At 64.1% G+C, this 25,970-nt stretch carries 21 protein-coding genes; 15 read left to right on the top strand and 6 right to left on the bottom strand.

Going from position 1 to position 25,970, the window contains the following annotated elements; genetic code table 11:
• The first annotated feature begins 64 nt into the window (after positions 1 to 64).
• Genes hutI through hutU form a run of 4 tightly spaced genes read left to right on the top strand, consistent with a single transcriptional unit; the run spans position 65 to position 5,233 of the window.
• Positions 65 to 1,258, top strand: coding sequence for an imidazolonepropionase (gene hutI / locus ACE1EY_RS11345; protein ID WP_370300195.1), 1,194 nt, complete (start codon positions 65 to 67; stop codon positions 1,256 to 1,258).
• Entirely contained in the window at positions 1,249 to 2,784 is a 1,536-nt protein-coding gene (hutH, locus tag ACE1EY_RS11340) for a histidine ammonia-lyase (protein WP_370300194.1), read from the top strand. The genes hutI and hutH overlap by 10 nt, the downstream gene beginning before the upstream one ends.
• Positions 2,781 to 3,581: an N-formylglutamate deformylase gene (gene hutG / locus ACE1EY_RS11335; RefSeq protein WP_370300193.1), complete on the top strand. Its 801-nt coding sequence runs from the start codon at positions 2,781 to 2,783 to the stop codon at positions 3,579 to 3,581. The genes hutH and hutG overlap by 4 nt, the downstream gene beginning before the upstream one ends.
• On the top strand, positions 3,578 to 5,233 hold the full coding sequence (hutU, locus tag ACE1EY_RS11330; RefSeq protein ID WP_370300192.1) for a urocanate hydratase: 1,656 nt from the start codon (positions 3,578 to 3,580) through the stop codon (positions 5,231 to 5,233). The genes hutG and hutU overlap by 4 nt, the downstream gene beginning before the upstream one ends.
• On the opposite strand, the gene ACE1EY_RS11325 is transcribed toward hutU, so the two are convergent.
• Together ACE1EY_RS11325 and ACE1EY_RS11320 are read right to left on the bottom strand one after the other, a co-directional pair.
• Positions 5,230 to 6,078 carry an alpha/beta fold hydrolase gene (locus ACE1EY_RS11325; RefSeq protein ID WP_373928078.1) on the bottom strand — a complete coding sequence of 283 codons (849 nt, stop codon included), beginning with the start codon at positions 6,076 to 6,078 and terminating at the stop codon, positions 5,230 to 5,232. The two genes, hutU and ACE1EY_RS11325, sit on opposite strands and share 4 nt — an antisense overlap.
• 153 nt (positions 6,079 to 6,231) lie before the next feature.
• Positions 6,232 to 7,080, bottom strand: coding sequence for a LysR substrate-binding domain-containing protein (locus ACE1EY_RS11320; RefSeq protein WP_291512706.1), 849 nt, complete (start codon positions 7,078 to 7,080; stop codon positions 6,232 to 6,234).
• A 259-nt stretch (positions 7,081 to 7,339) separates the two neighbouring features.
• Here ACE1EY_RS11320 and ACE1EY_RS11315 point away from each other — a divergent pair, with 259 nt between their 5' ends.
• From ACE1EY_RS11315 to ACE1EY_RS11300, 4 genes are all read left to right on the top strand, one after another.
• Positions 7,340 to 8,146 (top strand): EAL domain-containing protein, encoded by an 807-nt coding sequence (locus ACE1EY_RS11315; protein WP_291512705.1) that lies wholly within the window; start codon positions 7,340 to 7,342, stop codon positions 8,144 to 8,146.
• A gap of 180 nt (positions 8,147 to 8,326) precedes the next feature.
• Positions 8,327 to 9,787, top strand: coding sequence for a sigma-54 dependent transcriptional regulator (locus ACE1EY_RS11310; protein ID WP_291512704.1), 1,461 nt, complete (start codon positions 8,327 to 8,329; stop codon positions 9,785 to 9,787).
• Positions 9,788 to 9,845: 58 nt separating this feature from the next.
• A complete protein-coding gene (locus ACE1EY_RS11305; protein WP_291512703.1) occupies positions 9,846 to 12,917 on the top strand; it encodes an ATP-binding protein in 3,072 nt (1,023 codons plus the stop codon).
• Positions 12,910 to 13,245: an Hpt domain-containing protein gene (locus ACE1EY_RS11300; RefSeq protein WP_291512702.1), complete on the top strand. Its 336-nt coding sequence runs from the start codon at positions 12,910 to 12,912 to the stop codon at positions 13,243 to 13,245. The genes ACE1EY_RS11305 and ACE1EY_RS11300 overlap by 8 nt, the downstream gene beginning before the upstream one ends.
• 556 nt (positions 13,246 to 13,801) lie before the next feature.
• Here ACE1EY_RS11300 and ACE1EY_RS11295 read toward each other — a convergent pair.
• From ACE1EY_RS11295 to ACE1EY_RS11280, 4 genes are all read right to left on the bottom strand, one after another.
• Complete coding sequence (locus tag ACE1EY_RS11295; RefSeq protein WP_291512701.1) at positions 13,802 to 15,034, bottom strand: FAD-dependent oxidoreductase; 1,233 nt, start codon at positions 15,032 to 15,034, stop codon at positions 13,802 to 13,804.
• Between the two features lie 131 nt (positions 15,035 to 15,165).
• Positions 15,166 to 16,803: a choline dehydrogenase gene (locus ACE1EY_RS11290; RefSeq protein ID WP_291512700.1), complete on the bottom strand. Its 1,638-nt coding sequence runs from the start codon at positions 16,801 to 16,803 to the stop codon at positions 15,166 to 15,168.
• A gap of 6 nt (positions 16,804 to 16,809) precedes the next feature.
• Positions 16,810 to 18,234: a cytochrome P450 gene (locus ACE1EY_RS11285; protein ID WP_291512699.1), complete on the bottom strand. Its 1,425-nt coding sequence runs from the start codon at positions 18,232 to 18,234 to the stop codon at positions 16,810 to 16,812.
• A gap of 15 nt (positions 18,235 to 18,249) precedes the next feature.
• On the bottom strand, positions 18,250 to 18,570 hold the full coding sequence (locus ACE1EY_RS11280; protein WP_291512698.1) for a 2Fe-2S iron-sulfur cluster-binding protein: 321 nt from the start codon (positions 18,568 to 18,570) through the stop codon (positions 18,250 to 18,252).
• 139 nt (positions 18,571 to 18,709) lie between these two features.
• Between ACE1EY_RS11280 and ACE1EY_RS11275 the strand changes: the two genes are divergently transcribed.
• The 7 genes from ACE1EY_RS11275 (at position 18,710) to ACE1EY_RS11245 (ending at position 25,322) form a co-directional block, all read left to right on the top strand.
• A complete protein-coding gene (locus ACE1EY_RS11275; RefSeq protein ID WP_291512697.1) occupies positions 18,710 to 19,735 on the top strand; it encodes an AraC family transcriptional regulator in 1,026 nt (341 codons plus the stop codon).
• A gap of 334 nt (positions 19,736 to 20,069) precedes the next feature.
• On the top strand, positions 20,070 to 20,747 hold the full coding sequence (locus tag ACE1EY_RS11270) for a transglutaminase family protein (protein WP_291512696.1): 678 nt from the start codon (positions 20,070 to 20,072) through the stop codon (positions 20,745 to 20,747).
• Positions 20,747 to 21,232, top strand: a complete 486-nt coding sequence (locus ACE1EY_RS11265) for a PaaI family thioesterase (RefSeq protein WP_291512695.1) — start codon at positions 20,747 to 20,749, stop codon at positions 21,230 to 21,232. Before ACE1EY_RS11270 ends, ACE1EY_RS11265 begins: the two co-directional genes overlap by 1 nt.
• Positions 21,229 to 21,720 (top strand): PaaI family thioesterase, encoded by a 492-nt coding sequence (locus ACE1EY_RS11260; RefSeq protein ID WP_291512694.1) that lies wholly within the window; start codon positions 21,229 to 21,231, stop codon positions 21,718 to 21,720. The genes ACE1EY_RS11265 and ACE1EY_RS11260 overlap by 4 nt, the downstream gene beginning before the upstream one ends.
• Entirely contained in the window at positions 21,717 to 23,219 is a 1,503-nt protein-coding gene (locus ACE1EY_RS11255) for an acetyl-CoA acetyltransferase (protein ID WP_291512693.1), read from the top strand. Before ACE1EY_RS11260 ends, ACE1EY_RS11255 begins: the two co-directional genes overlap by 4 nt.
• Before the next feature lie 17 nt (positions 23,220 to 23,236).
• Positions 23,237 to 24,421, top strand: a complete 1,185-nt coding sequence (locus ACE1EY_RS11250) for an acyl-CoA dehydrogenase family protein (protein ID WP_370300191.1) — start codon at positions 23,237 to 23,239, stop codon at positions 24,419 to 24,421.
• Positions 24,422 to 24,431: 10 nt separating this feature from the next.
• Positions 24,432 to 25,322, top strand: coding sequence for an alpha/beta fold hydrolase (locus ACE1EY_RS11245; RefSeq protein ID WP_370300190.1), 891 nt, complete (start codon positions 24,432 to 24,434; stop codon positions 25,320 to 25,322).
• Positions 25,323 to 25,970 lie beyond the last annotated feature (648 nt).

The following is a 25,970-nucleotide window of genomic DNA, read 5'->3' as shown; positions in this document are numbered from 1 at the left end:
AGCCCTCGTCGATCAGTCTATATGTATGTACATAATCTAGCGCCCGGCTGCATACTATGTCGAGATGACGCAGCTAATCCTCACCAACGCGAACCTGTGGATGCCGGATCACCGAGTGCTGGCTGGCGGCGCCGTGGCGCTGGAACACGACCGGATCTGCTGGGTCGGCCAACAGCTTCCAGAGGCCTACCGGGACTGGCCGAGCCAAGACCTCGGAGGCGATCTGCTCACCCCTGCGCTGATCGACTGCCACACGCATCTGGTGCACGGCGGCCACCGCGCTCGCGAATTCGAGCTGCGGCTGGAAGGCGCCAGCTACGCGGACATCGCCCGCGCGGGCGGAGGCATTCTCGGCACGGTGAACGCCACGCGCGCGGCCAGCGAAGATGAGCTGGTGGAATCCGCGCTGCCGCGGCTGGACGCGCTGCTGGCCGAAGGCGTGGCCGTGATCGAAGTGAAATCCGGCTACGGGCTGGATCGCGACACCGAACTGACCATGCTGCGGGCGGCGACCCGCCTCGGCACCCTGCGACCGGTTCGCGTGGTTCGCAGCTTTCTTGGCGCCCATGCCATCCCGCCGGAGTACGCGGGCCGGGCCGACGCCTACCTGGACTCCGTTTGCCTGCCGACGCTACGCGAGGCGCACGCCCAGGGGCTGGTCGACATGGTGGACGGCTTCTGCGAGGGCATCGCGTTCTCGCCGGCGCAAATCGAGCGCCTGTTTGATTGCGCCGACGCGCTGGGGCTCCCGATCAAGCTGCATGCCGAGCAGCTGTCCGACCTCGGCGGCGCCGCCATGGCCGCGCGGCGCGGGGCACGCTCCGTGGAACACCTGGAATACCTCGCCACCACCGACGCCGGCACCCTGGGCAGCGTCGGCACGGTCGCGGTGCTGCTGCCCGGCGCCTATTACGCATTGCGCGAGCAGCGCCCCCCGCCGATCGACGCGCTGCGCGCCGCCGGCGTGGCGATGGCGGTGTCCACCGACTGCAATCCAGGCTCGTCGCCCATGAGCTCGCTGCTGCTGGCGATGAACATGGCCTGCACGTTATTCCGGCTAACCCCCAGCGAGGCCCTCGCCGGCGTCACCGGGCATGCCGCGCAGGCGCTGGGCCTGTCTGCCGACTACGGCGCCATCGCGCCAGGCCAGCGGGCAGATCTGCTGCGCTGGGCGGTGCAAACCCCGGCCGAACTGGTCTACCGGATCGGCTTCAACCCGCTCAAGCAGCGGATTCACGGAACCTCCCCATGCCCCTGACACTCACCCCCGGTGCCGTCACCCTGTCGCAACTCGCCGCCATCGCCGCGGGGCGCGACGCCGTGTGGCTGGACCCAGCGACACGCGAGCGGGTCGAGGCCAGTGCGGCGCGGGTTCAGGCCGTGGCGGCCGGCTCGGAGGCGGTCTACGGCATCAATACCGGCTTCGGCAAGCTCGCCAGCGTGCGCATCGGCGCGGCCGACACCGCGGCATTGCAACGCAACCTGATCCTGTCGCATTGCGCGGGTGTGGGCGAGCCACTGGCCGCGCCGGTGGTCCGGCTGATCGCCGCGCTCAAGCTGGCCTCGCTGGGCCGCGGCGCTTCGGGCGTACGCTGGTGCGTCATCGAGCAGCTCCAGCATCTGCTGAGCTGCGGTGTCACGCCGATCATCCCCGCACAGGGATCGGTGGGCGCCTCCGGGGATCTCGCCCCGCTGGCTCATCTGACCGCCGTGATGATCGGCGAGGGCGAAGCGTTCTACGACGGCACCCGCATGCCCGGCGCCCAGGCGCTGGCTGCGGCAGGGCTGTCGCCCATTACGCTGGGGCCAAAGGAAGGCCTGGCGATGATCAACGGCACCCAGGTCTCCACGGCCCTGGCGATCACCGGCCTGCTGCGGGCCTGGAATCTAGCCGTCACGGCCTTGGTCACCGGCGCGCTGTCCACGGATGCGGCAATGGGATCATCGGCGCCTTTTCGGCACGAGATTCACGAACTACGCGGCCATTCAGGCCAGATTGATGCGGCAGCCACGCTACGCCTGCTAATGGACGGCTCCGGCATTCGCGACAGCCACATGGCCAATGACGAGCGGGTTCAGGACCCGTACTGCCTGCGCTGCCAGCCCCAGGTCATGGGCGCGATCATCGATCTGCTGCGCCAGGCCGCCCGCACCCTCACCATCGAGGCCAACGCCGCAACCGACAATCCGCTGGTGCTGGACGACGGCTCCGTCGTCTCTGGCGGCAACTTCCACGCCGAACCAGTGGCCTTCGCCGCCGATCAGATCGCCCTGGCCCTGGCGGAGACCGGCTCCATCGCTCAGCGGCGTATCTCGTTGCTGGTGGACCCGGCGCTCAGCTTTGGCCTGCCGGCGTTTCTAACGCCCAAGCCCGGCCTGAACTCCGGGCTGATGATCGCCGAGGTGACATCGGCGGCGCTGATGTCCGAGAACAAGCAGCTCGCCACGCCGGCTTCGGTGGATTCCACGCCGACCTCGGCGAATCAGGAAGATCACGTGTCCATGGCCTGCCATGGCGCCCGGCGCCTGCTGCGCATGGCCGACAATCTCGCCGGGATTCTCGGCGTCGAAGCGCTGTCGGCCGCCCAGGGCGTGGAACTGCGCGCACCGCTGGTGACCAGCCCGGCGTTGCAACAAGTCATTACCCGGGTTCGCGCCGACGTCCCGGCGCTGGTCGAAGATCGGTACCTGTCGCCAGATCTGGAACAGGCCGTGGGTCTGGTCGAATCCGGCGCGTTGCTGCGGGCTGCCGGCATCACCGACCCGCTGTCGCTCGCATCATGAACCCGGTCCAGATTGTCGAGGGTGACAGCCCGGTGATTCTTGCCGCGCCGCATGCAGGCACCTGGCTGCCCGACGCCATCGCCGCCCGCCTGAACGCCAACGGCCAGACGCTGGCCGATACCGACTGGCATGTCGACCGGCTATACCGCGGGCTGCTTCCACAGGCGACCACGGTAACCGCGACCTTCCACCGCTACGTGATTGATGCCAACCGCGACCCGGACGGACGAAGCCTGTACCCCGGCCAGAACACCACCGGACTGGTGCCGCGCGTCGACTTCGCCAACCAGCCGATCTGGCGTGCCGGGCAGGCGCCGGATGCGGATGAGATCGCCGAACGACGCGACCGATTCCACCAGCCGTATCACGCCGCGTTGGCCGCGCAGATCGAGCGCGCCCGCGCCCGTCACGGCATCGCGCTGCTCTACGACTGCCACTCCATCCGCTCGTACGTGCCGTTCCTGTTCGACGGCGAGCTGCCGGTGTTCAACATCGGCACCGATCACGGTCGAACCTGCGCGCCGATTTTCGAACAGATCGCCGCGAACACCTGCCGCGCAGCCCGTGACTACGACACCGTGGTCAACGGCCGTTTTCGCGGGGGCTGGACCACCCGGCACTACGGCCGCCCGGCCGCCGGTGTCCATGCGATCCAGATGGAGTTGGCCCAGCGCGCCTATGTCGCGACGGAAGCGCAACCGTTTGCCTATGCCCACACCCAAGCCACGCGATTGCGCGCGGTGTTAAGCGAGCTGCTGCATGCGCTCGCCTCCGCAGCCGAGGACCTGAAACGATGACCGGACCCCGCCCCGTCACCGCCCCCCGTGGCACCGAATGCAGCGCCAAGAGCTGGCTCACCGAAGCGCCGCTGCGGATGCTGATGAACAATCTCGACCCCGAGGTTGCCGAAAATCCGGATGCGCTGGTCGTCTACGGCGGCATCGGCAAGGCCGCGCGAACCTGGGACGACTTCGACCGCATTGTGGAAACCCTGCGCCGACTGAATGACGACGAAACTCTGCTGGTGCAGTCCGGCAAGCCGGTAGGCGTGTTCCGCACCCATGCCGATGCGCCGCGGGTGCTGATCGCCAACTCCAACCTGGTGCCACACTGGGCCAACTGGCGGCAGTTCAACGAACTCGATCGCAAGGGCCTGATGATGTACGGCCAGATGACGGCCGGCTCGTGGATATACATCGGCTCGCAGGGCATCGTGCAGGGCACCTACGAAACCTTCGTCGAGGCAGGCCGCCAGCACTACGACGGCGACTGGACCGGCCGCTGGATTCTCACCGCGGGACTTGGCGGCATGGGTGGCGCGCAACCGCTGGCCGCCGTCATGGCCGGAGCCTGCTGCCTGGCCATCGAATGCGATTCGGACCGCATCGATTTTCGTCTGCGCACGCGCTATCTGGACGAGCGCGCCGAGACGCTGGACCAGGCGCTGGCGCTGATCGACCGCTGGACCGCAGCCGGCGAGGCCAAGTCTGTCGGCCTGCTGGGCAATGCCGCCGACCTCGTGCCCGAGCTGTTGAAGCGTGGCATCCGTCCGGACCTGGTCACCGACCAGACCTCCGCCCACGACCCGGTCAACGGTTATCTGCCACAGGGCTGGACCCTGGAGCAGTGGACCGCCAGGCGCGCCGACGATCCGGCTGCAGTCGAAGCCGCCGCCTGCGCGTCCATGCGCGTGCATGTCGAGGCCATGGCCGGATTCGCGAAAGCGGACGTGCCCACCGTCGACTACGGCAACAATATCCGCCAGGTGGCGTTCGATCAGGGCTTCGAGGACGCGTTCTGCTTCCCCGGCTTCGTGCCCGCCTACATCCGGCCGCTGTTCTGTCGCGGGATCGGCCCGTTCCGCTGGGCCGCGCTGTCCGGTGATCCGGACGACATCGCGAAAACCGATGCCAAGGTGCGCGAACTACTGCCTGACGACGCTCACCTGCACCGCTGGCTGGACATGGCCGCCGAGCGCATCGCCTTTCAGGGCCTGCCGGCGCGCATCTGCTGGGTCGGTCTGGGCGATCGCCACCGCATCGGGCTGGCCTTCAACGACATGGTGAAGAGCGGGGAGCTGAAGGCGCCCGTCGTCATCGGGCGGGATCACCTCGACTCCGGCTCCGTCGCCAGCCCGAACCGCGAGACCGAGGCCATGGCCGATGGCTCCGACGCCGTCTCGGACTGGCCGCTGCTCAACGCGCTGCTGAACACCGCATCGGGCGCCACCTGGGTCAGTCTCCACCACGGCGGCGGCGTCGGCATGGGCTTTTCGCAGCATGCCGGCGTGGTGATCTGTTGCGACGGCACGGATGCTGCGGCCAAGCGCATCGATCGCGTGCTGTGGAACGATCCGGCCACGGGCGTGATGCGTCACGCGGATGCGGGCTACGACATCGCCCGCGATTGCGCGCGGGAGAAGGGGCTGGACCTGCCGGGCATTCTCTAGCCAGACCGGCCGTTCGCCAGAAACCGGCCCAGGTGGCCGACAAACGCCTCGGGCCGTTCCAGCTCGGGAAAGTGTCCGGCGCCTTCGACACATACGAGTTCGGCGTTCGGCGCCAAAGCCTGGGTTGCAGCAAAACCGGTACCCCGGTGCGATGGATCGGCGTCGCCCCAGATCAGCAGCGTGTCATGAGGCACCGGCGCAAGCTGATTCTGGTGATTGCTCAGGCAATCCTGGAAACCCGATGCGAGGCAAAAACACCCGCCGTGGTCAAAGTTCTCCAGCGTGGCCTTGACCAGCGGCTGCACCATCGCGGCATCTGCAACCGCCGTGCGATACCAGGCGTCGATACGCTTGCGCCGTAACGCCGCCAATGCCAGCTGCCCCAGCACCGGCCGGCGCAGCACGCCGTTGGGATCGCGTTTCGCCAGCCACCGCTGGGTCCCGGCCCAGTCCGCCGTCTGGCTGAGCACGAGCTGTCCGATCAGGCGCGGGTGCTGCCGGGCCAGCCCCAAACCGACCAGACCCAGCACGCAGGGCATGACCAGGCTGTGCGGCCCGGATCCCAGCTGTTCCAGAAACCGCGCGACCAGACCGATGGCGTCACGCATCGACAAGCGCATGCCCGCCCGTGGCAGCGATGCGCCGAAACCCGGCATCTCGAACACCGTGACGCGAAATCGTGGCGCGAGTGCGTCAAACAACGCGTCATAGCATTCCAGCGGCACCGGCGGATCGGTGGCGAACACCAGCGATCGCCCATCGCCCAGCTGCCTGCAACGGACCATGGCCCGATCCAGCCGCACGAAGCGAATGTCGCTACGAGTCCGTGCGGCGGGGCCTCGCATGACCCTGCCGGACCGCATATGTGTTGGGATCGTGTCGACCAACTGAATCAGGCGTTGCAGCATTCCGGACCATCCAGCAGAGCAGAGCCGCAACGGTGATGGGACCGGCGACGGGTGACAAACGAATCTGCTGCACCGACAGATGCATGCTGTTCATCCATGCAGTGCGCTGCGCAGCGCGTCACGCCACCAGTCGCGCAAACCTCGCCAGACCGCGGCATCCACGCCCAGACGGCGGCTGATCAGCGTAATCGGCGACACGGACATGGTCTCGGCATTCGGCATCGCGACCAGACGTCCACTGCGAATCAGCGGGTTCAGCAACGGGCGGGGGGCGAGCGTGATACCCAGACCACGCTCCGCGGCGCCGACCGCCGCGGCGAACTGGCTGAACCGGTGCACCCGACCCGAGCCACCTGGCAGCGCATGGCCCAGCTGCTGCCATTGCGTCCACGCGGTGGACGTTCCCAGCACATAGTCGATGCGCGGGGCACCGTCCCAATCGACACCAGGCGCCGCCACCGGCAGGGCCGTTGAATCACAGATCTGCACCTGCTCCAGATTCCGCTGATCGGTGCCGCCGTAGCGGATCGCAAGGTCAACCGCACCCTGGCCTGGGTCTTCCAGGGTCTCGGTCACGGACAGATGCAACTGCACGCCAGGAAACTCCGCCTCGAAGCGGGGGATCAGCGGGGTCACGATCTCTGCGGCCATAAGCGGATTGGTGCTGATGCGGACCGCGTCGGGCCAGCAGCGTGATCGCAGCTGTGCGGTCGCACCGGCAAGTCCGTCCAGCAATCCCGCCACCGCATCGGCATAAGCCCGGCCCGCGTCGGTCAACAGCACCGCCCGCGTGCGGCGTTCGAACAATAGCGCGCCCAGGAAGGTTTCCAGGGCGGCGACATCGTGGCTAATGGTCGACGGTGTGCGATGCAGCGCCGCCGCGGCCTCCTTGAAACTGCCCAACCGGGCCGCGGCGTCGAACGCCAGCAGTTGTGCCATGGATGGCAACGCCGCACGGCTCACACCCGACCACCCTGCTCACGCCGGTCCGCGATCCGATTCTGACCCTCCGCTTGTTCGCCCCGTGCCATGCCGAACCCCCACTCGAAACCGTATCGACACGCAGGTTCATTCGCAAAACGCGAACTTTGCCTGCATCGACAGCATACATACCCGCATAACTCCTTGTAATAAAGACATTTATCGCTTGGTATCGACATTGCCTGAGGCACAGGACCACCCTTCTCCGGCCCATGCCATGAACCAGTCAACCGCGCTCGCGATCGATGCTGCCCCACCGACAGTCGCCGATGTACTCGACGGACTGCTGCACGAAGAGTTCACATTGAACTACCAGCCCCAGGTCGACGCCATGGATGGCCGCTTGGTCGGTTTCGAGGCTTTGGCGCGCTGGCACTCCCCCAGATTTGGTCAGGTGTCACCGTTGCTGTTCGTCAATCTGCTGGAACAGGCCGGGCATATTCATGACCTCTGGGACGGCATTCTGACCTGCGCCTCGTCGGACCTGCCCGCCCTGACCACCGGATTCGGCAATCCGCTGCACGTGGCCCTGAACCTTTCCCCCCAGCAGCTGCAAGACCCGGAGCTCAGCAGCCGATTCGGCCACTGGCTGGCCCGCCGGCAGATCGACGGCAGCCAGATCCACATCGAGATCACCGAATCGACGCTACTGAACTCGAACTCGACGATGCTGGATAACCTGGACCGCTTTACACGGGATGGCATCGCGCTGTGGCTGGACGACTTCGGGACTGGTTACTCGGGCCTGCGGCATCTACGCGAGTTGCCGGTTGCCGGCCTGAAGATCGACAAGAGCTTCGTCGATCGTCTGGAATCCGACCTGGACGATTTTCGTATCGTCAGCGCGATCACCGCCATGGCTTGCAGCCTGGGCCTCAAGATCGTCGCCGAGGGCGTCGAGACCGAAGCGCAGATGCAAATGCTCTCGCAGCTGGGCTGTACGACGCTGCAGGGCTACCTCATTGGCCGGCCCGCACCGCTCGATTCCCTCCAGCAGACCTGGGCGTCTCGGCCCATCAACTAGCAGCCCGGCTTCACGCTCGCTTCGCATTCTGCGTTGCAAAATGCAAAGCACGATCGGAATACCTGCTCCGCAACAAGCTGAAGTTCGAGATATTGTTCGATAAATCATGAGCTTGGAGGGCGCCCCTTCTGGAATGGCGCCTGCATTGGACAGGGGACGCCACCAGAGGACCCGTCCACCATGAACTCATCGCTTCCATACTCCGCTGACCTGCCGGACGATCCCGAGATGCATCGCACGATTGCCGATGCTCCGTTGGCGCTGGTCATTGAAGACACGCCACCGCTCGGTGCCTTGTACGAACGCTACCTGCGCCGCATGGGTTATCAGGTGCAGTGGGTGGCGACGGGCAGTCACGGGCTGGAAGTCCTGGAATCCGACCGTCCGGATCTGGTGCTGCTGGACCTGCAGCTGCCCGACATACACGGCTACGACATCCTGCAGAAGATGAAGACCGCCGGGCATAGCTGCCCCTGCGTCGTGATCACGGCCCATGGCTCGGCGGATTCCGCGCTCAAGTCCATGCGTCTGGGGGCCGCGGATTTTCTGGAAAAACCCTTTACCGCAGAGCGGCTGCGCGTGACGGTCGACAACGTCATGGACAAGCGCCGCCTGCATGATGAGGTGCAGATCATCCGTCAGCAGATCGAACGCGACGGCTATGCCGGTTTCGTGGGACGGTCGCTGCCGATGCAGGTGGTCTACCGCATTATCGACAGCGCGGCCACGAGCCGGGCTTCGGTGTTCATCACCGGCGAGTCCGGCACCGGCAAGGAGCTCTGCGCGCAAGCCATTCACGAGCGCAGCGACCGCACCAACAAGCCCTTTGTCGCCATCAACTGCGGCGCGATACCGCGCGAACTGTTCGAAAGCGAGATTTTCGGCCATATGAAGGGTGCATTCTCCGGCGCCCACAGCGACCGGCAGGGTGCAGCCGAGCGCGCCAATGGCGGCACGCTGTTTCTGGACGAGATCGGTGAAATGGACCTGGACCTCCAGGTCAAACTGCTCCGCTTCATCCAGACCGGTGTGTTCCAGCGCGTGGGTGGCACCAAGGATATTCGGGTGAACGTGCGATTCGTCTGTGCCACGAATCAGGACCCACAAATGCAGGTGGCGGACAAGCAGTTCCGTGAAGACCTGTACTACCGCCTGAACGTCATCCCCATTCGCATGCCGGCGCTGCGTGACCGCGAGCGCGACATTCTCGACATTGCCGAGGCATTCCTCGCCCGCCTGAGTCGGGAGGAAGGCCGCACATTCAACGGTTTTGACGCCAACGTGCAAAGCACGCTGCTGAACTACGACTGGCCCGGCAATGTCCGTCAGCTGCACAACGTGGTCCATAACATCGTGCTGCTCAACGATGGCGAGGTGGTCACGCGCGACATGCTGCCGGACCCGCTCGGGCTGACGGGAACCCAACCCGAAGGCGGCGCCACCCCCCGACCGCGGCCACGCGCCGTGACCAGCTCGGCAAACCCCGGCCTTGCCATCGAACCCTTGTGGCTGGTGGAAAAACGGGCCATCGAAGCGGCCATCGAGCAATGCGATGACAACGTGCCGGTGGCCGCGGCCCACCTTGGCGTGAGCGCATCCACGGTGTACCGAAAGCTCAAGGCCTGGGAGGCCTCGTCCTGATGACGCCGCATTCGCCAAGGCGAGGGCTTTACCGAGGGCCTTCACTACGAGGCCGGGCATGAACGCCGCGACCACCGGGCCGGATGAGCGCGCCCGCTGTGAAGCACTTTGGGACCTCAACATTCTGGATACGCCACCGGAGGCTCGGTTTGATCGACTGACCCGGCTCGCGCAGCAGCTCTTCGGCGTCGAAATCGCCCTGGTCAGCCTTGTTGATGCCGACCGGCAATGGTTCAAGTCGCGCCAGGGGCTCGAAGTCAGCGAAACCGCGCGGTCCGTCTCCTTTTGCTCGCATGCCATTGATCACGACCGGCCCCTGGTGATCGAGGACACCTTGCAGGATGACCGCTTCGCGGAGAACCCGCTGGTGGTCGGGGAACCGCACATCCGGTTTTATGCCGGTTGCCCACTCAAAGGACCCGGCGGCTACCTGATCGGCACGCTGTGCATCATCGATCCAAAACCCAGACGGTTCAGCGACCAGGACCGTGATGCCCTGCGCGTGCTCGGCGAGCTGGTCGAGGTCGAGCTGCGCGAACCTCGGCTGGCGCCAAGTATGCCCTCCGTTCTGGACGATCGATGGCAACTCGCCCGGCGGCGCCTGAAGACCCTGCGCGACCGCCTCTCTTATCCGGTGGCCGCGGCGCTAACCGGCGCGCTCGCTGCCATGACCGTGCTGGTCGCCGCCTGGCTGTGGGACAGCGAGCAGACGCATGCCGGTCAGGATCACGCGCGCCATGATGCCTTCCACAACGCCAGTCTGATGCTCGGCCGCCTGGAATCGGAGCTGGCCGCGCGCCTGCACCTGGTCTATGCGCTCAGCGGTCAGGTGCATGCAGGCGTGACCTACGATGAATCTGCCTTCCAGAATTTCGCGGCGCAGCTGGCTGGCCGTGTCCGCCATGTGGTGAGCCTGCAGCTGGCGCCAGATGCCATCGTCACTCATGTCTGGCCCATCGCCGACCATCGGGCCGCGATCGGCCACGATCTGATGAGCGACCCCAGTCGCCGGCGAACCGCCCAACGCGCCATTGACTCGGAACAGGTCTGGGTCAGCGGCCCGGTGCCACTGCTGCAGGGCGGCGAGGCGGTGATCGGTCGTCTGCCGATTCTGCTGCCTCGCGAGGCTTCGAATCAGACGGACTTCTGGGGGTTCGCCAGCGTGCTGATCGATCTGGACGGGCTGCTCCGCGACGTTGGCTTTTTCGATGCCGAAAGCGGGTTCGAATATGCCTTGCGTGCCGGGGATACGACCGAGGGGGTACTCCCCAGTCTTTATGGCTCCACCCGCGCGTTCACCGACAACAGCGTGACCATTCCAGTCGCCGTCCCCGGCGGCGACTGGACCATGGGCGTGATTCCGCAGGGCGGCTGGCCCACAAGCTGGTCTGGGCGACGGTTGTTCTGGGCCCTGGCGCTGGTGGCGAGCGCCTTGACCGGGGTCATTCTGCATGCCCTGCTGCGCCTGCCCGCCCATACGCGCATGACCATCAAGCGCACCGTCAGCGACATGGAGTCCAGCCATGCGCGTTTTCGCGACGCCATCCAGGCGCTGCCGGCCGGCTTCGTGATTTTCGACCGCGATGATCGGCTGAACATCTGCAATGACCGCTATCGCGAACTCTACGCCCGTGCCCGCCCGCGGTTGCAGATCGGCCGTCAGTTCGAGGACATCCTCGATTTCGCGATTTCCGCCGACCAGTTCGCAATCACCCAGGGCATGAATGCCAAGGCCAAAGGCGATTTCCGGGAAGTCATCCTGCAACGCCACCGCATGCCCAGATCCGCCTTCGATCAGAAACTCGCGGACGGTCGCTGGGTGCGTGTCGTGGAACAGCGGATGCGAGACGGCGGCACCGTGTCCTTTCACGTCGATGTATCCGACCAGAAGGCCAGCACGCGGGATCTGATCGACGCACGGCAAAAGGCCGAACAGGCGAACCAGGCCAAGAGCACGTTCCTGGCCACGGTCAGCCACGAGGTCCGAACCCCGCTGAACGGAGTGATCGGACTGCTGAGTGTGCTCAGTGGCGATGCAGGCCTGAACGCTCAACAAACCAAGTATGTGCAGACCGCACACCAGTCCGCTCAGCACCTGCTGGGACTGCTCAACGAGATTCTCGATATCAGCAAGATGGAGGCCGACAAGCTGGAACTCGAAGCCTCCGACTGCCGGCTGTCGACCATGGTCGACAGCGTGGTCGACCTGGTGCGCGCGCAGGCCGAAAGCAAGTCGCTGGATCTCAAGGTCCGGTGGGATGACGGACTGCGGTCCGCAATTGTCATCGCGGACGAGGCCCGCCTGCGTCAGATCGTGCTCAACCTCATGTCCAACGCGATCAAGTTCACGGACTGTGGTCAGGTCACGCTACGTCTACGCGCCGCCGGGGACATCGGCCGCACGCTGCCGCTGCGCATCGAGGTCGAAGACACCGGCATCGGGTTTGACCCAGACCAGGCCGAACGACTGTTCACACCCTTCGATCAGCTGGATGACAACGCCGCACGCCGATTCGCCGGCACCGGTCTTGGGCTTGCGATCTGCAAGCGTCTGGTCGAATTGATGGGCGGAACCATCGGCGCCCATGGCGAACCCGGCAAGGGCGCCCGCTTTTATGTGGATGTGGAATTCCCGGTGGCTCGAACCGTTACCGACAACGGCGAAGCGCCGGCGGCCACCCCGTTGCTGCCATCGGAACTGGGCTGGCCCGCGGTACGGATTCTCCTCGCCGAGGACTCGCCGACCAACCAGATGGTCATCCGCGCGATGTTGCAGAACACCGGCTACCGGGTCGACGTTGTGAGCAATGGCCTGGAGGCGCTGGAAGCCCTGCAACGGCTGCCTTACGACCTCGTGCTGATGGACGTTTTCATGCCGGAAATGGACGGCGTGACCGCCACGCGCAAGCTACGCGAACGCTTCGATCGCGAACACCTGCCCGTGGTCGCCCTGACCGCCAATGCCATGCAGGGGGATGAAGAGCGGTTCCTGGCTGCGGGAATGAACGAACACCTGACCAAACCCCTGGAACGCGCGGCATTGCTGCGCGCTCTGCACCGGTGGCTGGAACCGACCATGACCCCTTCGCCAGCCCCCAGCCAGCCTTCCGAGGAGCTTCACAATGCTTGATCAGTCCATGCTCGACCAGCTGCGCCGTGATGTCGGAGAGGAGATGTTTCCTCTGATCATGTCGCAGTTCACCGCCGAAATCCGCGACAAGACCGAGCGGCTGGAACAGGCACATGCGCAAGCCGATCTGGCCGAGCTGGCCGAACTCGCACACAGCTTGAAGTCGTCAACCCGGACCGTGGGACTCAGCCACCTGGGCGATCAGGCTAACGAGATCGAGGCGGGCGCCCGTGCGGGCGATGCCAGCACCCTGGACCTGGCCCCTGGCTTCGTCGCGCAGTGCCGCGAAGGCGCCCGGCAGCTCGACCTGCTGTCACAGGCGCAATAGGCCGACTTGCTCCGGCCCGGTCGTCCGAACGGGACGTGGGCTCGGGCCGGTATCGCGCGAAAGCAACACCACTCGCCTCGCCCAGAAATGCAAAACGTGGCTTCGGTTGAAGCCACGTTTTTTGGGTATCCGGAATACAGAGTGGGTTCGATGGCAGGGCCGAGTACGACATGTAACCTGTAAACCAGAATGGAATGTGGGAAATCCCTGTACGCGTGTCGTCTCGTAAACTGGAACACAGCGTGGAGTTCTGTCGCGTCAGCACTGAGAATGACGAAAACGGAGCAGGCCACACTGGCTGAAAAGACTGCCCATATCCCAGAAAAGACGATGCAGCCCCGACATGAAGTGCAAAGCCGTTGAGTTGTGAAGTCATGCAGTTCGCAGCGCCGCCCAGGTCGCATGGCATATCGGCATACACCTCGATTTGGTCACTCGATGCGGTCGAGAAAGCGACGCGCAGGGCGACCTGCGCCTTTAACGGAGGGTACTGCCCGAATCTTTCCTGCCATGTCGCGAAAGGGCGCCTAGCCACAGTTGGGGGTCTGTGCATGCTTCAGATCAAGGACTTCAATTCGATATCCGGATCACGCAACGCTTGCGCTTTGACCTCCCTGTGTTGGTAGACGAGTTTCTTACCCACCATCAAAGCCATAGGCAGATTGACCGCGTCCACGGCAATGAGATGACCTTGGCGCAGATAGAACACCGCGAATGCCTCGTCCTCGGGCTTGCCACGTACTACCCGCTCATCATGAGCGTGGGACAACCCCACCATCTGCAGGCGCACGTCATACTGATTCGACCAGAACCAGGGTGCGGCATCGTAGGGCCTGTCCTCTCCCATCAGGGTCGCCGCCGCGGTACGGGCCTGATCGACCGCGTTGGCGACTGACTCCATCCGCTGCGTTTGTTCAAAGAAAAGATTTCTGTGGCGGGTGCAGTCACCGATTGCCAGGATATCGGGATCGTTAGTACGCGTATATTCGTCCACGAGAATACCGTCGTCACAAGGCAGGCCGGCGGCTTCGGCCAGAGCGGTTTCCGGTGCGATGCCGACCGAAACGAGCACAAGATCGGCCGGCACGGTCGTGCCGTCGGCCAGTGTTACGCCCGCCACGTAGCCGTGGTTGCCGGCCTCGAAGCCGGTGACCGCCGTGTCCAGGCGCACATCCACTCCGGCACCTCGGTGCTTGGCATAAAAGAACGCGGAGATTTCCGGGCCTGTGACACGTTGCATGAGTCGCTCGACGGCTTCCAGCACCGTGACCTTGAGGCCTGCCTTGACGGCGATGGCGGCCACCTCCAGGCCGATGTAGCCGCCGCCAACGATGACCAGACTTTTCCCCGGGACGAATTGTTCACGAAGGGCATCCGAGTCAGCCATGTCGTGCAGATAATGAAGGCCTTTCAAGTCGGCCCCTTGCGCGTTCAGGTGTCGAACACGAGACCCCGTGGCCAGGACGAGTTGACCGTATTTCAACGTACTCTGGTCCGATAGCGTGATGGTCTTGTTGTCCCGGTCTATGTGCTCGGCGCGCTCCCCGAGCCGAAGCTGGTAGCCCGCGTCGTCGTACACCGAACGCGGCTTTAGGTACAGAGACTCCTCATCAATATCTCCTGCCAGATAATTCTTGGACAGAGGTGGTCGCTGGTAGGGCGGATGGGGCTCCTCGCCGACCAGAACCACCTCCTGTTGATATTTTTTTTGCAGCAAGGTTGTCAGGAGCGAGCCTGCCGCGTGCCCGCCTCCAACGATGACCGTCGCATCTTGGCGTCTGTTCGCCATAGCCTCTCTCTTTGACTGTTCCTGGGGATTGGATCGTTCAGGCCTCGAAATGCCAATCGGGACGAGCACAAGGTCGGGGCGCCTGGTGTGGTGCTTGTCAACCGCGCCCACCGCTACAACACACGCGGCGCTCAGCCGCCACTGGCCTCCGCATCCTCGAGCAGCATCGCCGCGCCCTTTTCTCCGATCATGGTCGCCGGCTGATTGGTGTTGCCTCCCACCAGCGTGGGCATGATGGATGCATCGACCACCCGCAGGCGTAGCAGACCATGCACGCGCAGACGCGGATCGACCACCGCCATCGGGTCGACGCCCATCTTGCAGGTGCCGACCGGGTGATACGCCGACTCCCCGCTGCGCCGCGCCCAGTCGGCGAGGTCGTCATCGTTCTGCAGTGCCGTCCCCGGCGACATCTCGACCTCATGGTGCGGGGCGAAAGCCGGCCGAGCCAGAATGCTGCGCACCAAGCGTACCCCGCGCACGAGTCGCTCAACGTCGGCAGCTTCAGCCATGTAGTTCGGATCGATCAGCGGCAGCGCGAACGGATCTGCACTGTGCAGGCCGACGCGACCACGCGACGATGGCCTGAGCCCGTAGATCATCACGGCATAGCCGTAGCCACTCATGGCGGTCTTCAGGTCCCGCCCGTGGTCGGCGTACAGCATGGGTGCGAAGTGCAGTTGCAGATCGGGTATCGGCTCCTCCGGCCGGGACCGGATGAACCCGCCGGCCTCGGCGCCGTTGCTCGACAGCACACCGCGGCGGCCGCTCACGTACTGCAGCAGCGCCCACAGGCCCTTGAGCCAGTAGCTCGGATGCATTGAGATGCTCTGGCGGCTGCGTGCTTTGACACGCACGAACACGTCGATATGGTCTTGGAGATTCTGCCCCACACCTTCCAGTGCATGACGCAGCTCGATGCCGTGCCGGGCCAATTCCTCGCGTGGGCCGATCCCGGACAGCATCAGCAGCTGCGGCGTGTTGAACGCGCCACCGCAGAGCACAACTTCGCGCTTGGCGCGGACCTGCGCCAGCCCCGTCGGGTCCCGGTACTCGACCCCGGTAGCGCGGGTGCCTTCGAGCAGCGCACGGGTAACGTGGGCGCTGCTGCGGACAGTCAGGTTGGAACGGCCCGCTGCGGGTTCGAGATAAGCGCGCGCATTGCTGCAGCGCGCGCCGTCCTTCTGGTACGCGTAGTAAAAACCCACGCCTTCCTGCTCATGACCGTTGAAATCCGGATTGCGTCGGTACCCCGCCTGCGCCGCCGCGCCGACGAATGCCGTGCTCAACGGATTGGTATAGCGTCTCTCGGCCACATTGAGCGGACCACCCTGGCCATGGAAGGCTGCCTCATCCGGGGTCACCTTCGGCTCGAAATGTTCTGACCTGCGGAAATACGGCAGCACGTCGGCGTACGACCAACCCTCGCAACCCAGCCGTGCCCACTCGTCGTAGTCCCAGGCATGGCCACGGATGTACACCTGCGCGTTCATGCCGCTGGACCCCCCGAGCATCTTGCCGCGCGGCTGGAACAACGCACGGTCGTGCATGTGCCGCTGCGGTTCAGTATTGAACTGCCAGTTGTAGCGACGGCTGAACATCAGCTGCAGAAAGCCCAGCGGCATGTTCACGAAAGGATTGCGGCGACTCTCCGGACCGGCTTCGAGCAGCAGCACCGAATGGCGGCCGCTCTCGGAGAGGCGGTTGGCGACGGCGCATCCGGCCGAGCCGCCGCCAACCACCACATAATCGAATGGTCCGGACGCCATACTGGTTTACACCACGCCTCTACCTTTGGGCGTCAGCTTGACCATCAGCTTGGAATAGCCTCGCACGAAGTTCGACTGAACCCGCTCGGGCTCGCCAATGACTTCGATGTTGTCAAAGCGCTTGAGCAGTTCTTCCCATAGGATGCGCAACTGCAATTCGGCCAGACGGTTACCCATGCAACGGTGGATTCCATAGCCAAACGAAATATGGTTGCGCGCGTTCTTACGGTCGATAATCAGATCATCAGGGTTTTCAAATTTGCGTTCGTCCCGGTTGCCCGAGGCGTACCACATCAATACGCGATCGCCTTTTTTTATGGTTTGGCCACGCAATTCAACATCTTGCGTGGCAACGCGGCGCATATTGGCCAGCGGAGTCTGCCAGCGGATGATTTCCGAAACCATGTTGGGAATCAGCTCCGGGTTGGCCTTGAGCTTGGCGAATTCCTCGGGGAATTGATTCAGGGCGAGCACCCCGCCGCTCATTGAGTTACGCGTGGTGTCATTGCCACCGACGATAAGCAGCGTCAAATTCCCGATAAACTCCATCGGACGATTGATCAAGTCCTTGGTATCGTCGCTGCTCTGCAACAGGCTGATCAGATCAAAGCTGGGTGCTTCACCGGCCGCACGTCGTTCCTCCTTGTCGCGCCACAGCTGAGAGAAAGACCACGCCAAGTCAGCGGCGGCGTCAAACATGTTGTCTTCATCGTCAAACTCGCCCCCGGTCGCCGCTGTGGTGCCGGCCATACGATCCGACCAGTCGACCAGCTTGTGACGCTCCTCGTACGGAAAATCTAGCAGCGTGGCTAGCATGCGGCCCGTGAGCTCCTTCGACACGGCCGGCACCCAGTTAAAGGCCTCGTCGACAGGCAGGCTGTCGAGCACTTCCCCTGTGCGCTGACGGATGAGCCCCTCCATTTCCTTCAAGTTCTGCGGCGCCACCACGCCCTGCACCGAGCGGCGCTGTACATCGTGCTTGGGCGGGTCCATCGCAATGAACATTTCCACGGGCATCCCTTCCGGAAAGTCGCCCAGCACGATGATCGGCTCGGAGGAGAACAGCTCGTGGTTCTTGTCTACGAACAAAATGTCCTCGTAGCGCGTTATCGACCAGAACGGGCCGAAGGGGCTATCTTTCTGGAAGTGGACTGGTGCCTCGTCACGAAGCCGCTTGAAGTAGCCCCCCCACTGATCCTGCCGATACAAGAAAGGGTTGCTGGTGTCGATGTCCTCGAGCGCTAGCGTTTTGACATCGGGAGCGGGCGCTTCCTGAAAGTGAATGGGAGGGCGCCGCGGGCCGATAACCTTCTTCTTTGCCCGCACCAGCATCTTGAGTGTCCGGATCTGCAGGTGCATCGGCACCACTCTGGAGGTGGCGTTGATTAGCTTGGTCTGGACTACATCGCTCATCTGCAATTCTGTTGACATGGCGTCCTCCTGTGCTTACATCTGAAATTCGGGCAGACGGACGGTCATGCCATCCATCGCCTCGGTGGTTTGAACCTGGCAGCCCAGACGCGAGGTTTTTGCCAGCTCCGGGGTCATGGACAGCATCTGCTGTTCGTCATCACCCGGCGTGCCGGTCTTGTCGTACCACTCGTCCGCGACGATCACGTGGCAAGTGCCGCAGGCACATTCCCCGCCACAGTCCGCATCAATACCGGGAATCATGTGATCCACGGCGATTTGCATCAGTGAGGCGCCAGCCTTGAATTCAACGACATGTTCGGTGTCGTCGTGCTCGATAAAGGTAATTTTGCCCACTGCGCTCCTCCTGTCGGTTTTAACTGCAACTTATAGTGACTGCGTGCCAACCCTCGGATGAGGACATTTGTTGACAACATGGGGACATTTAAAGACACTCGGCGGGTCCGTGGAGGGACTTATGACGACGACCAGGTAGGTGGCAGGCTTGCAAAACACCGAAGCCGACATTCCGTCGAACTACTCACGACTGATCGCCCGTGAACTTGGGCTTACCGCGCGACAACTGCCCAAACTGTTGCGCGGCACGGGGGTTGGCACTCAGCAATTCCTGACTGATGACAGCCTGCTTACGCCAGACCAGCAGGTCCAGATTCTGCGCAACGCGCTGGCGCTGTCTGGCCAGCCGGACTTCGGTTTACGGCTGGGTGAGCGCCTGACCCCGGCCACACATGGCGCCATGGGGTTTGCCGTTTGCAGTAGCCCTGACCTGCTCACCGCTCTACAGGCGTTTCACAAGTTCCTGCCCACGCGCGCGAGCTTCATCCACTTGCGCTTGCAACAGGCGGAAAACCACATGGAGTGCTTGTTGGATTTCCAGGCACAGCTGGATCAGGACGTTGCGCGTTGCTTGGCGGAAACGGCGGTCAAGGCATTTTTTGCAACCGGCGAATTTATCGCCGGCCGGCCCTTAGATGAGGCCGAGGCCTGTTTTGCCCACGCGGCGCCGGCTTACCGAGCCAACTACTCGGCGTATTTGCCCGGGCGCGTTTACTTCGGCTGCGATCAGTTGAAGCTCAGACTCCCTATGGCGTTGTGCAGGATGCCGAACGTCTCTGCCAATAGTGAAAACTATGGTCTAGCCTTGCAGCAGTGCGAGTCCATGCTCGCTCGACTTCAGAGCCGTGAACCGGACTATCGGACCCGGCTCAAGAAAATGATGCTGTCCCACCCACCAGGCACGCTCTGTGAAGAAGAAGCAGCAGCCGCCCTGTTCATGAGCAAACGCACCCTAGCGCGTAAACTCAAACAGGAAAACAGCGGTTTTCGGGAAATTCGCGAGGAGATTCTGTCCCGCCAGGCCACCGGCTATTTGCTTGACAGCCAAATGTCCGTAGAAGCGATTGCCGCGCTGATGAATTACCACGACACCGCGAGTTTTCGGCGTGCGTTCAAGCGCTGGTTCGGGGTTCCGCCTGAGCAATATCGGCGAAATACAGGGTAGCAGCCGCCCCGATCAGGCCACTGAAGAGCGCCATCCATGGCGCTTTCAGCAACGCAGCCGGAAGACGCGGTCTCCCGGCTGCTCGAAAAACCAAGCGCTTGAGTGTTCGATTTTTGCCGGCACGTCCTTGTGCCGGGCGTCGGCCGCCGAAAAGCTACGCTTTTCAGCAGCCTCCTAAACGCGGGACTTGTCTTTAAATGCCCCCGCGTTGTCAATAAATGTCCTCGCCGGCTTCGCGCCGTCCACCTACTGTGACCTCTCTGGAATGGCCTTTTTCGGCGGTCGTTTCCGCCCGGTCGCGAGTGCCGACGCTATGAATCAAAAGAACACTTACATGAATGCAGATACCCGCGAGTACCTGGCACCCGGCGATTTTGTTGATAGCGACCACCCCGACATCCAGGACTTCGCCCGCAACCGCGCGGGGGAAGGCGATGACCGGCAGCGCGCCATCCGCCTTTACTATGCGGTCCGGGATGAAATCCGCTACGACCCCTACGCATTCTCGCTGGAGCCTGACAGGTTGCGCGCCAGCACAACGCTGGCTGCTGGCCGCGGTTATTGCGTACCCAAAGCCGTGTTGCTGGCGGCCTGCGCCCGGGCCGCGGGCATACCCGCTCGCATCGGCTTGGCGGATGTGAAAAACCACCTGGCCAGCCAACGCCTGCTGGCATTGATGCAGACAGACATTTTCTATTACCACGGCTACACCGAGTTGTGGCTGGGCGGGGGCTGGGTCAAGGCCACCCCGGCGTTCAACATCGAACTGTGCGAACGCTTCGGCGTCAAGGCACTGGAATTCGACGGCCGCGAGCATGCGCTCATGCACGAGTTCGACACCGCCGGGCGCCGCCACATGCAGTATCTGACCGATCACGGCCCCCGCGCCGATCTGCCCTACGCCGAACTGACGGCGGCTTATCGCAAACATTATCCGCGTCTGTTAGCTGCGCCCGATGCACTTAGCGGCGACATGGCGGCGGAGATGGAACAGGACAGAGCTCAGGGCTGATGGCCGGTACAGGCAACCTGGCGGACCATGATCCAGTCGCTGTGGCGCGGCAGTTCGGCGAGCAGGTGCCCCACAGCAGCGATCTCGGGATGGAGGTGCTGGCGATGGAAGCAGATCAAGTCCGCATGCGACTGGAGCCGGGTCCGGCATTGCACGCCGACGATGCAGCCGAGGAACTCTGTACCAGCGTGCTGTATTCGCTGGTGGACTCGGCTTGCGGGTTGGCGGTATTCGCCGCGCTACGGGAGTTGAAACCCATAGCCACGCTGGATCTGCGCATGGATTATCTCCGGCCGGCCGGTAGCGAACGTGCCCTGGTGGCCACCGCCCGCTGTCATCACTTGACCGATGACGTCGCGTTCGTGCGCTGCGAGGTGTCTTCCGAGGAAGAGGATGGCCCGGTTGCTATAGGTAATGCCACCTTCATGCGCGGCACCCAGAGCAAGCGCGTCGCGACGAAGGCTTCGCGGGGCGATACCGTATGAGCGAGACAGCTGGTCCAATGTCATCGAGGACGCTCGAGCAGGATGTGTGCGCCGATACGCGGGCCACTTGGCAGAAGTTGCTGGAACGCATTCCCTACGCGCGGCGCCTTGGGCTCGCGATCCATCAGAGCGGCACCGGCATGGAAGTCCATTTGCCGTATCGCGATGCGCTGATAGGCAACATCATGTTGCCGGCCCTGCATGGCGGCGCTATCGGCGGGTTGATTGAGATTACGGCGCGCGTCGCCGCGCAAAGCCGCGATGCACAGGCTCGCCGCCCCCGCATCCTCGACTGCAACGTGGACTATCTGCGTTCCGCGCGGGCGCGGCCCACCTACGCCGCCGCCGAAATCTTCCGCCAGGGCCGGCGTACGGCGCTGGTCCATGTCAGCTGCTGGCAGGACCGGGCCAGCACACCCGTCGCCCATGGGCGCGTGCAGCTGCTGTTCGAGACCGCCCCCGGCGGTAAAATCAGGGAAGAACAATGACGTCTGATAGCAACACGCCGGTGCTGGTCGGCGCCAGCCAGATCACCGCGCGCGAACCCGATGACCAGCGCACACCGATCGGTCTGATCGCCGAGGCCGCCCGGGCCGCGGCGGCGGACTGCGGCATCGACGGCGTCTTGCGTCATATCCAGTCGTTGACCTGTCTCAACATCCTGGCGCCGGCCTATCCCGACGCGCCGGCCAGTCTGGCCCAAACGCTGGGTATCGACCCCGGCGAACGCTTCTACACGCCCATCGGCGGCAATATGGGCCAATGGCTGGTCGGTTACTATGCCGACCGCATCGCCGCCGACGAACTCGATTGCGCGCTGATCGCGGGTGGCGAAGCGCTGGCCACGCAGATGCGCGACAAGGGGGCGGGCCTGTCCGGGGTGATCGACACCGAAGCCGGCGAGGGTCCCCGGCTGCTCGGCGACGACCGTGAACCGACCAACCCCGCCGAACAACGGCACGGGCTTAATTTGCCCGTGCAGATCTACCCACTGTTCGAGCAGGCCTTGCGCGGCCAGTACGGGCGCGACCCGGCCGCGCACCGGCAGGCGCTGGGCGAGTTGTATGCCGGTTTCAACGCCGTCGCCATGAACAACCCAAAGGCCTGGCGCCGCGAGCCCTTGTCCGCAGCTGATATTGCCGAGCGTACGCCGGAAAACCGCATGGTTGGCGCGCCTTACACCAAGCGCATGAACGCCATCATCGCGGTGGACCAAGCGGCCGCGCTGGTGATGATGTCGGCCGCCAAGGCTCGAGCTCTGGGGATCGACCCGAGGCGTTGGGTGTATCCCATGGCCGCGGCGGATGCCAGCGATCGCTGGTTCGTTTCCGAACGGGCGGAGCTGTCCCGCTGCCCGGCGATCGCCGCTTGCGGCCGGCGCCTGTTCGAGGCTACTGGGCTGGCCGTAGATGACATCGATTATCTCGATCTGTATAGCTGCTTTCCCAGCGCAGTGCAGGTGGCGCGCAACGCCCTGAGCATCGCCGAAGATGATCCCCGGCCGCTCACCGTCACGGGCGGTCTCGCGTACCACGGTGGGCCCGGCAGCAACTATTGCACCCACGCCATCGCTGAAACCATGGCCCGTATCCGCGCCGAACCCGACGCTCTCGCACTGGTCAGTGGCGTGGGGTGGTACATGAGCAAGCATTCGCTGGGGCTGTACGGGTCGCGGCCACCGGCCGGCGGCTGGCGGCGGGGCGACGCGGCGGCCGTGCAGGCGGAAATCGACGCCGGCCCCGGTGTAGAGGTTGCGGCGCAGCCGGAAGGTGCCGGGCGCATCGAAACCTATACCGTCATGCACGACCGTGACGACCGGCCGGCCCAGGGCATTGTCCTGGGCCGCCTGGACGATGGCCGCCGATTCATCGCCAACACCCCTGCCGACCCGGACCTGCTCAATGCCATGACCGACGACGAGTTTCTCAACCGCGCCGGCCACGTGCGCAGCGACGGTCAACGCAACCTGTTCACCCCGAAAGGGTGAGACGAGGAGGATCGACAATGAGTGCAGCACCCGAAATTGAATTCGACCAGGCCAGCGTGGCCCAGCGCATGCGTGACACCCGCGAGGCCACCCGCGGCGTGAGCGAGGGCTTTAGCCGGGCATACATGCGCGAGTGCATCGATAACCACCGCTTCCCGCAGGAGGCCTGGGAAGCTCTGGGCGAGTACGGGCTGCTCGGCATCACCATACCGGAGGAATTGGGCGGTTCAGGCGGCGGCCAGGTGGAACTGGTTGCGCTGATGGAAACCCTGGCCGAGGCCGGACTGGTGCTGCCCATGCTGCTCCTGACGGGCTTCGCGCGCGTACCGATCATCCGCCAGGGCACGCCCTCGCAGATCGAGCGCTTCGTCAAACCGACCATCAGTGGCGCAGAAAAGCTGTGCTTCGCCATTACCGAGCCGGATGCCGGCACCAACAGTTTCGCGATGTCCTCTTTGGCGGCACAGGATGGCGACGGCTACCGGCTGACCGGCCGCAAGGTGTTTATCTCCGGCGCGGCAGACGCCGACCGCATGCTGGTGGTCGCCCGCACGCAAAAGGCGGGCGAGGTCGAGCGCCGCACCGAGGGCATGTCACTGTTCGTTGTGGATACCGACGCGCCCGGCGTCGAACTGCAACCCCTGAATATCGACGTCGGCTGGCCGGAGCGGCAGTACCTGGTGTTCTTCGATGAGGTCAAACTTGAAGCGGACCGCCTGATCGGCCAGCCGGGACAGGGCCTGGCCGGCATGTTCGAGGCCCTGAACTCGGAACGCCTGCTGGTGACCGCCATGTCCGTGGGCCTGGGCAACTACGCGCTGAAAAAGGCCGTGGCCTACGCCAACGAGCGCAAACCCTTCGGCGTACCCATCGGCAGCTACCAGGCCCTGCAGCATCGGCTGGCCGAGGCCAAGGCCGAGCTGGAAGCCGCGCGGCTGATGATGATTCAGGCCGCCGCGACCTTCGATGCGGGCGGCAATGCCGGCGCCCATGCCAACATGGCCAAGTTGCTGGGTTCGCGCGCCGCGGTCAAGGCCGTCGAGGCCGCGCTGCAAACCCACGGCGGCTACGGTTTCGACCGGGACTACGACATCATCACGCTATGGCCGTCGGCGCGACTGATGGAGATCGCGCCCATTAACAACGAAATGCTGCTCAACTACATCGGCGAACATGTCCTTGGCCTGCCCAAATCCTACTGAGACGCCCCGCGTGATCGAGCGCGACGGGTTCACGGCCCCAGACGGCCAGGATATCGCCCTGTGGCGCTGGCCGCATACGCCAGGTCGTCCCACCCTGCACTGGGCGCATGCGACGGGTTTCCATGGCCGCCTGTACCAGCCGCTGCTCGACAAGTTGGCGCACGATTGCAATGTGCTGGCCTGGGACATGCGCGGCCACGGCGCCAGCGCCGGGGCGGCGGACATGGGGACATTCCGCGGCTGGGAAACCTACTACCAGGACCTCACCGCCTGGCTGCAGAGCCTGGATGAGCCGGTCTGGCTAGCCGGCCATTCCATCGGCGCCACAACCAGCGTCATGGCCGCCGCCCGACGGCCGGAGAAAGTGCTGGGCCTGATTCTGGCGGAACCCGTAATCATGGATCGCTGGCAGGGCTGGCAGTTATGGTTGGCGAAGTTGCTTCGCCAGTCGTACCGCTTCTCCCTCGCCGCCGGCGCGGCACGCCGGCGCCGGGAGTTCGACTCGCATGCCGCAGCCCTTGACAACTTCCGTGGCCGCGGTGGCTTCAAGACCTGGCCCGAGGCCTGGCTTGAAGCCTATGTCCAGCATGGCCTCGTACAGAGTGGTAATCGCGTTCGCCTGGCCTGCGCGCCCGAGTGGGAGAGCACTACCTTCGTCCATACCGAACACAACCCCTGGCCCGGCGTCCGTCGGCTGCGGTGTCCTGTGATTGCGCTGGCTGCGGATCGCGCATCAACCTTCTCGCCCACGGCGCGCCAACGCCTGCGCGCCATGCTACCTATGGCTCAGGTGAACGCCCTCGCCGGAACGACCCATTTCCTGCCCATGGAGCGACCGGGCGCGGTACGCGATGCCGTACTGCAGACGATCTCGCCCAAATACAGCCGAATGTCACCATAGCTATGGGCTGTGTACCCCGCCAGCCCTGTGGGCGCCCGAGTTGGGCGGGCATGGAGACCGCCACGCACTGGTCAGGGCATCACGGTCGTGCCCGGCAGTCAGGTGATCGGAGAGGCGAAGTGATGCTCCAAAATGTGTGCGAGCGACTGAGATACGGCCGAACTTGGAGCCAGAATGATTCAGGACTTCTTAAACCTGCCGCCACTCCAAGCCTTAGAAATCGATGACTGGAGTTCCCAGGATTTCATGGACACTTCGACGAAGGCGATACAATCGCCTCGCGAAGGATATGAATCGAATGGGCCGAGGGTATAGCTTCGATGTGATACGGGCGCGGTTGGTGTAGGACGAGAAGGCACGCCGGCCGAATCGTAAGACCCTACGACAACGCATCCGGTCGACTTCTTCGCCATCGGATGCCGCTGCGACCGATTACCTGACATTCACCCGGGCTGCTGCTTCGACGACGACTGAAAGCCGGACAATCAACTATGGTCCCCATATTCCTAGGTGTCGGGTCCCGGATGAATATCTCGTTCATACTCGCCGTCCACTGCTGATGGGCCGAGAGGTCCTGAAGGCCACTCTGGCACACTGGAGCGAGATCCGAGAATGCTGATCAGCTTGCACAAGAACGCCACGACGACA

Source organism: Abyssibacter sp. (assembly GCF_964229365.1).
GTDB lineage: Bacteria > Pseudomonadota > Gammaproteobacteria > Nevskiales > OUC007 > Abyssibacter.
This window is presented reverse-complemented; position numbering and strand designations above follow the sequence as displayed.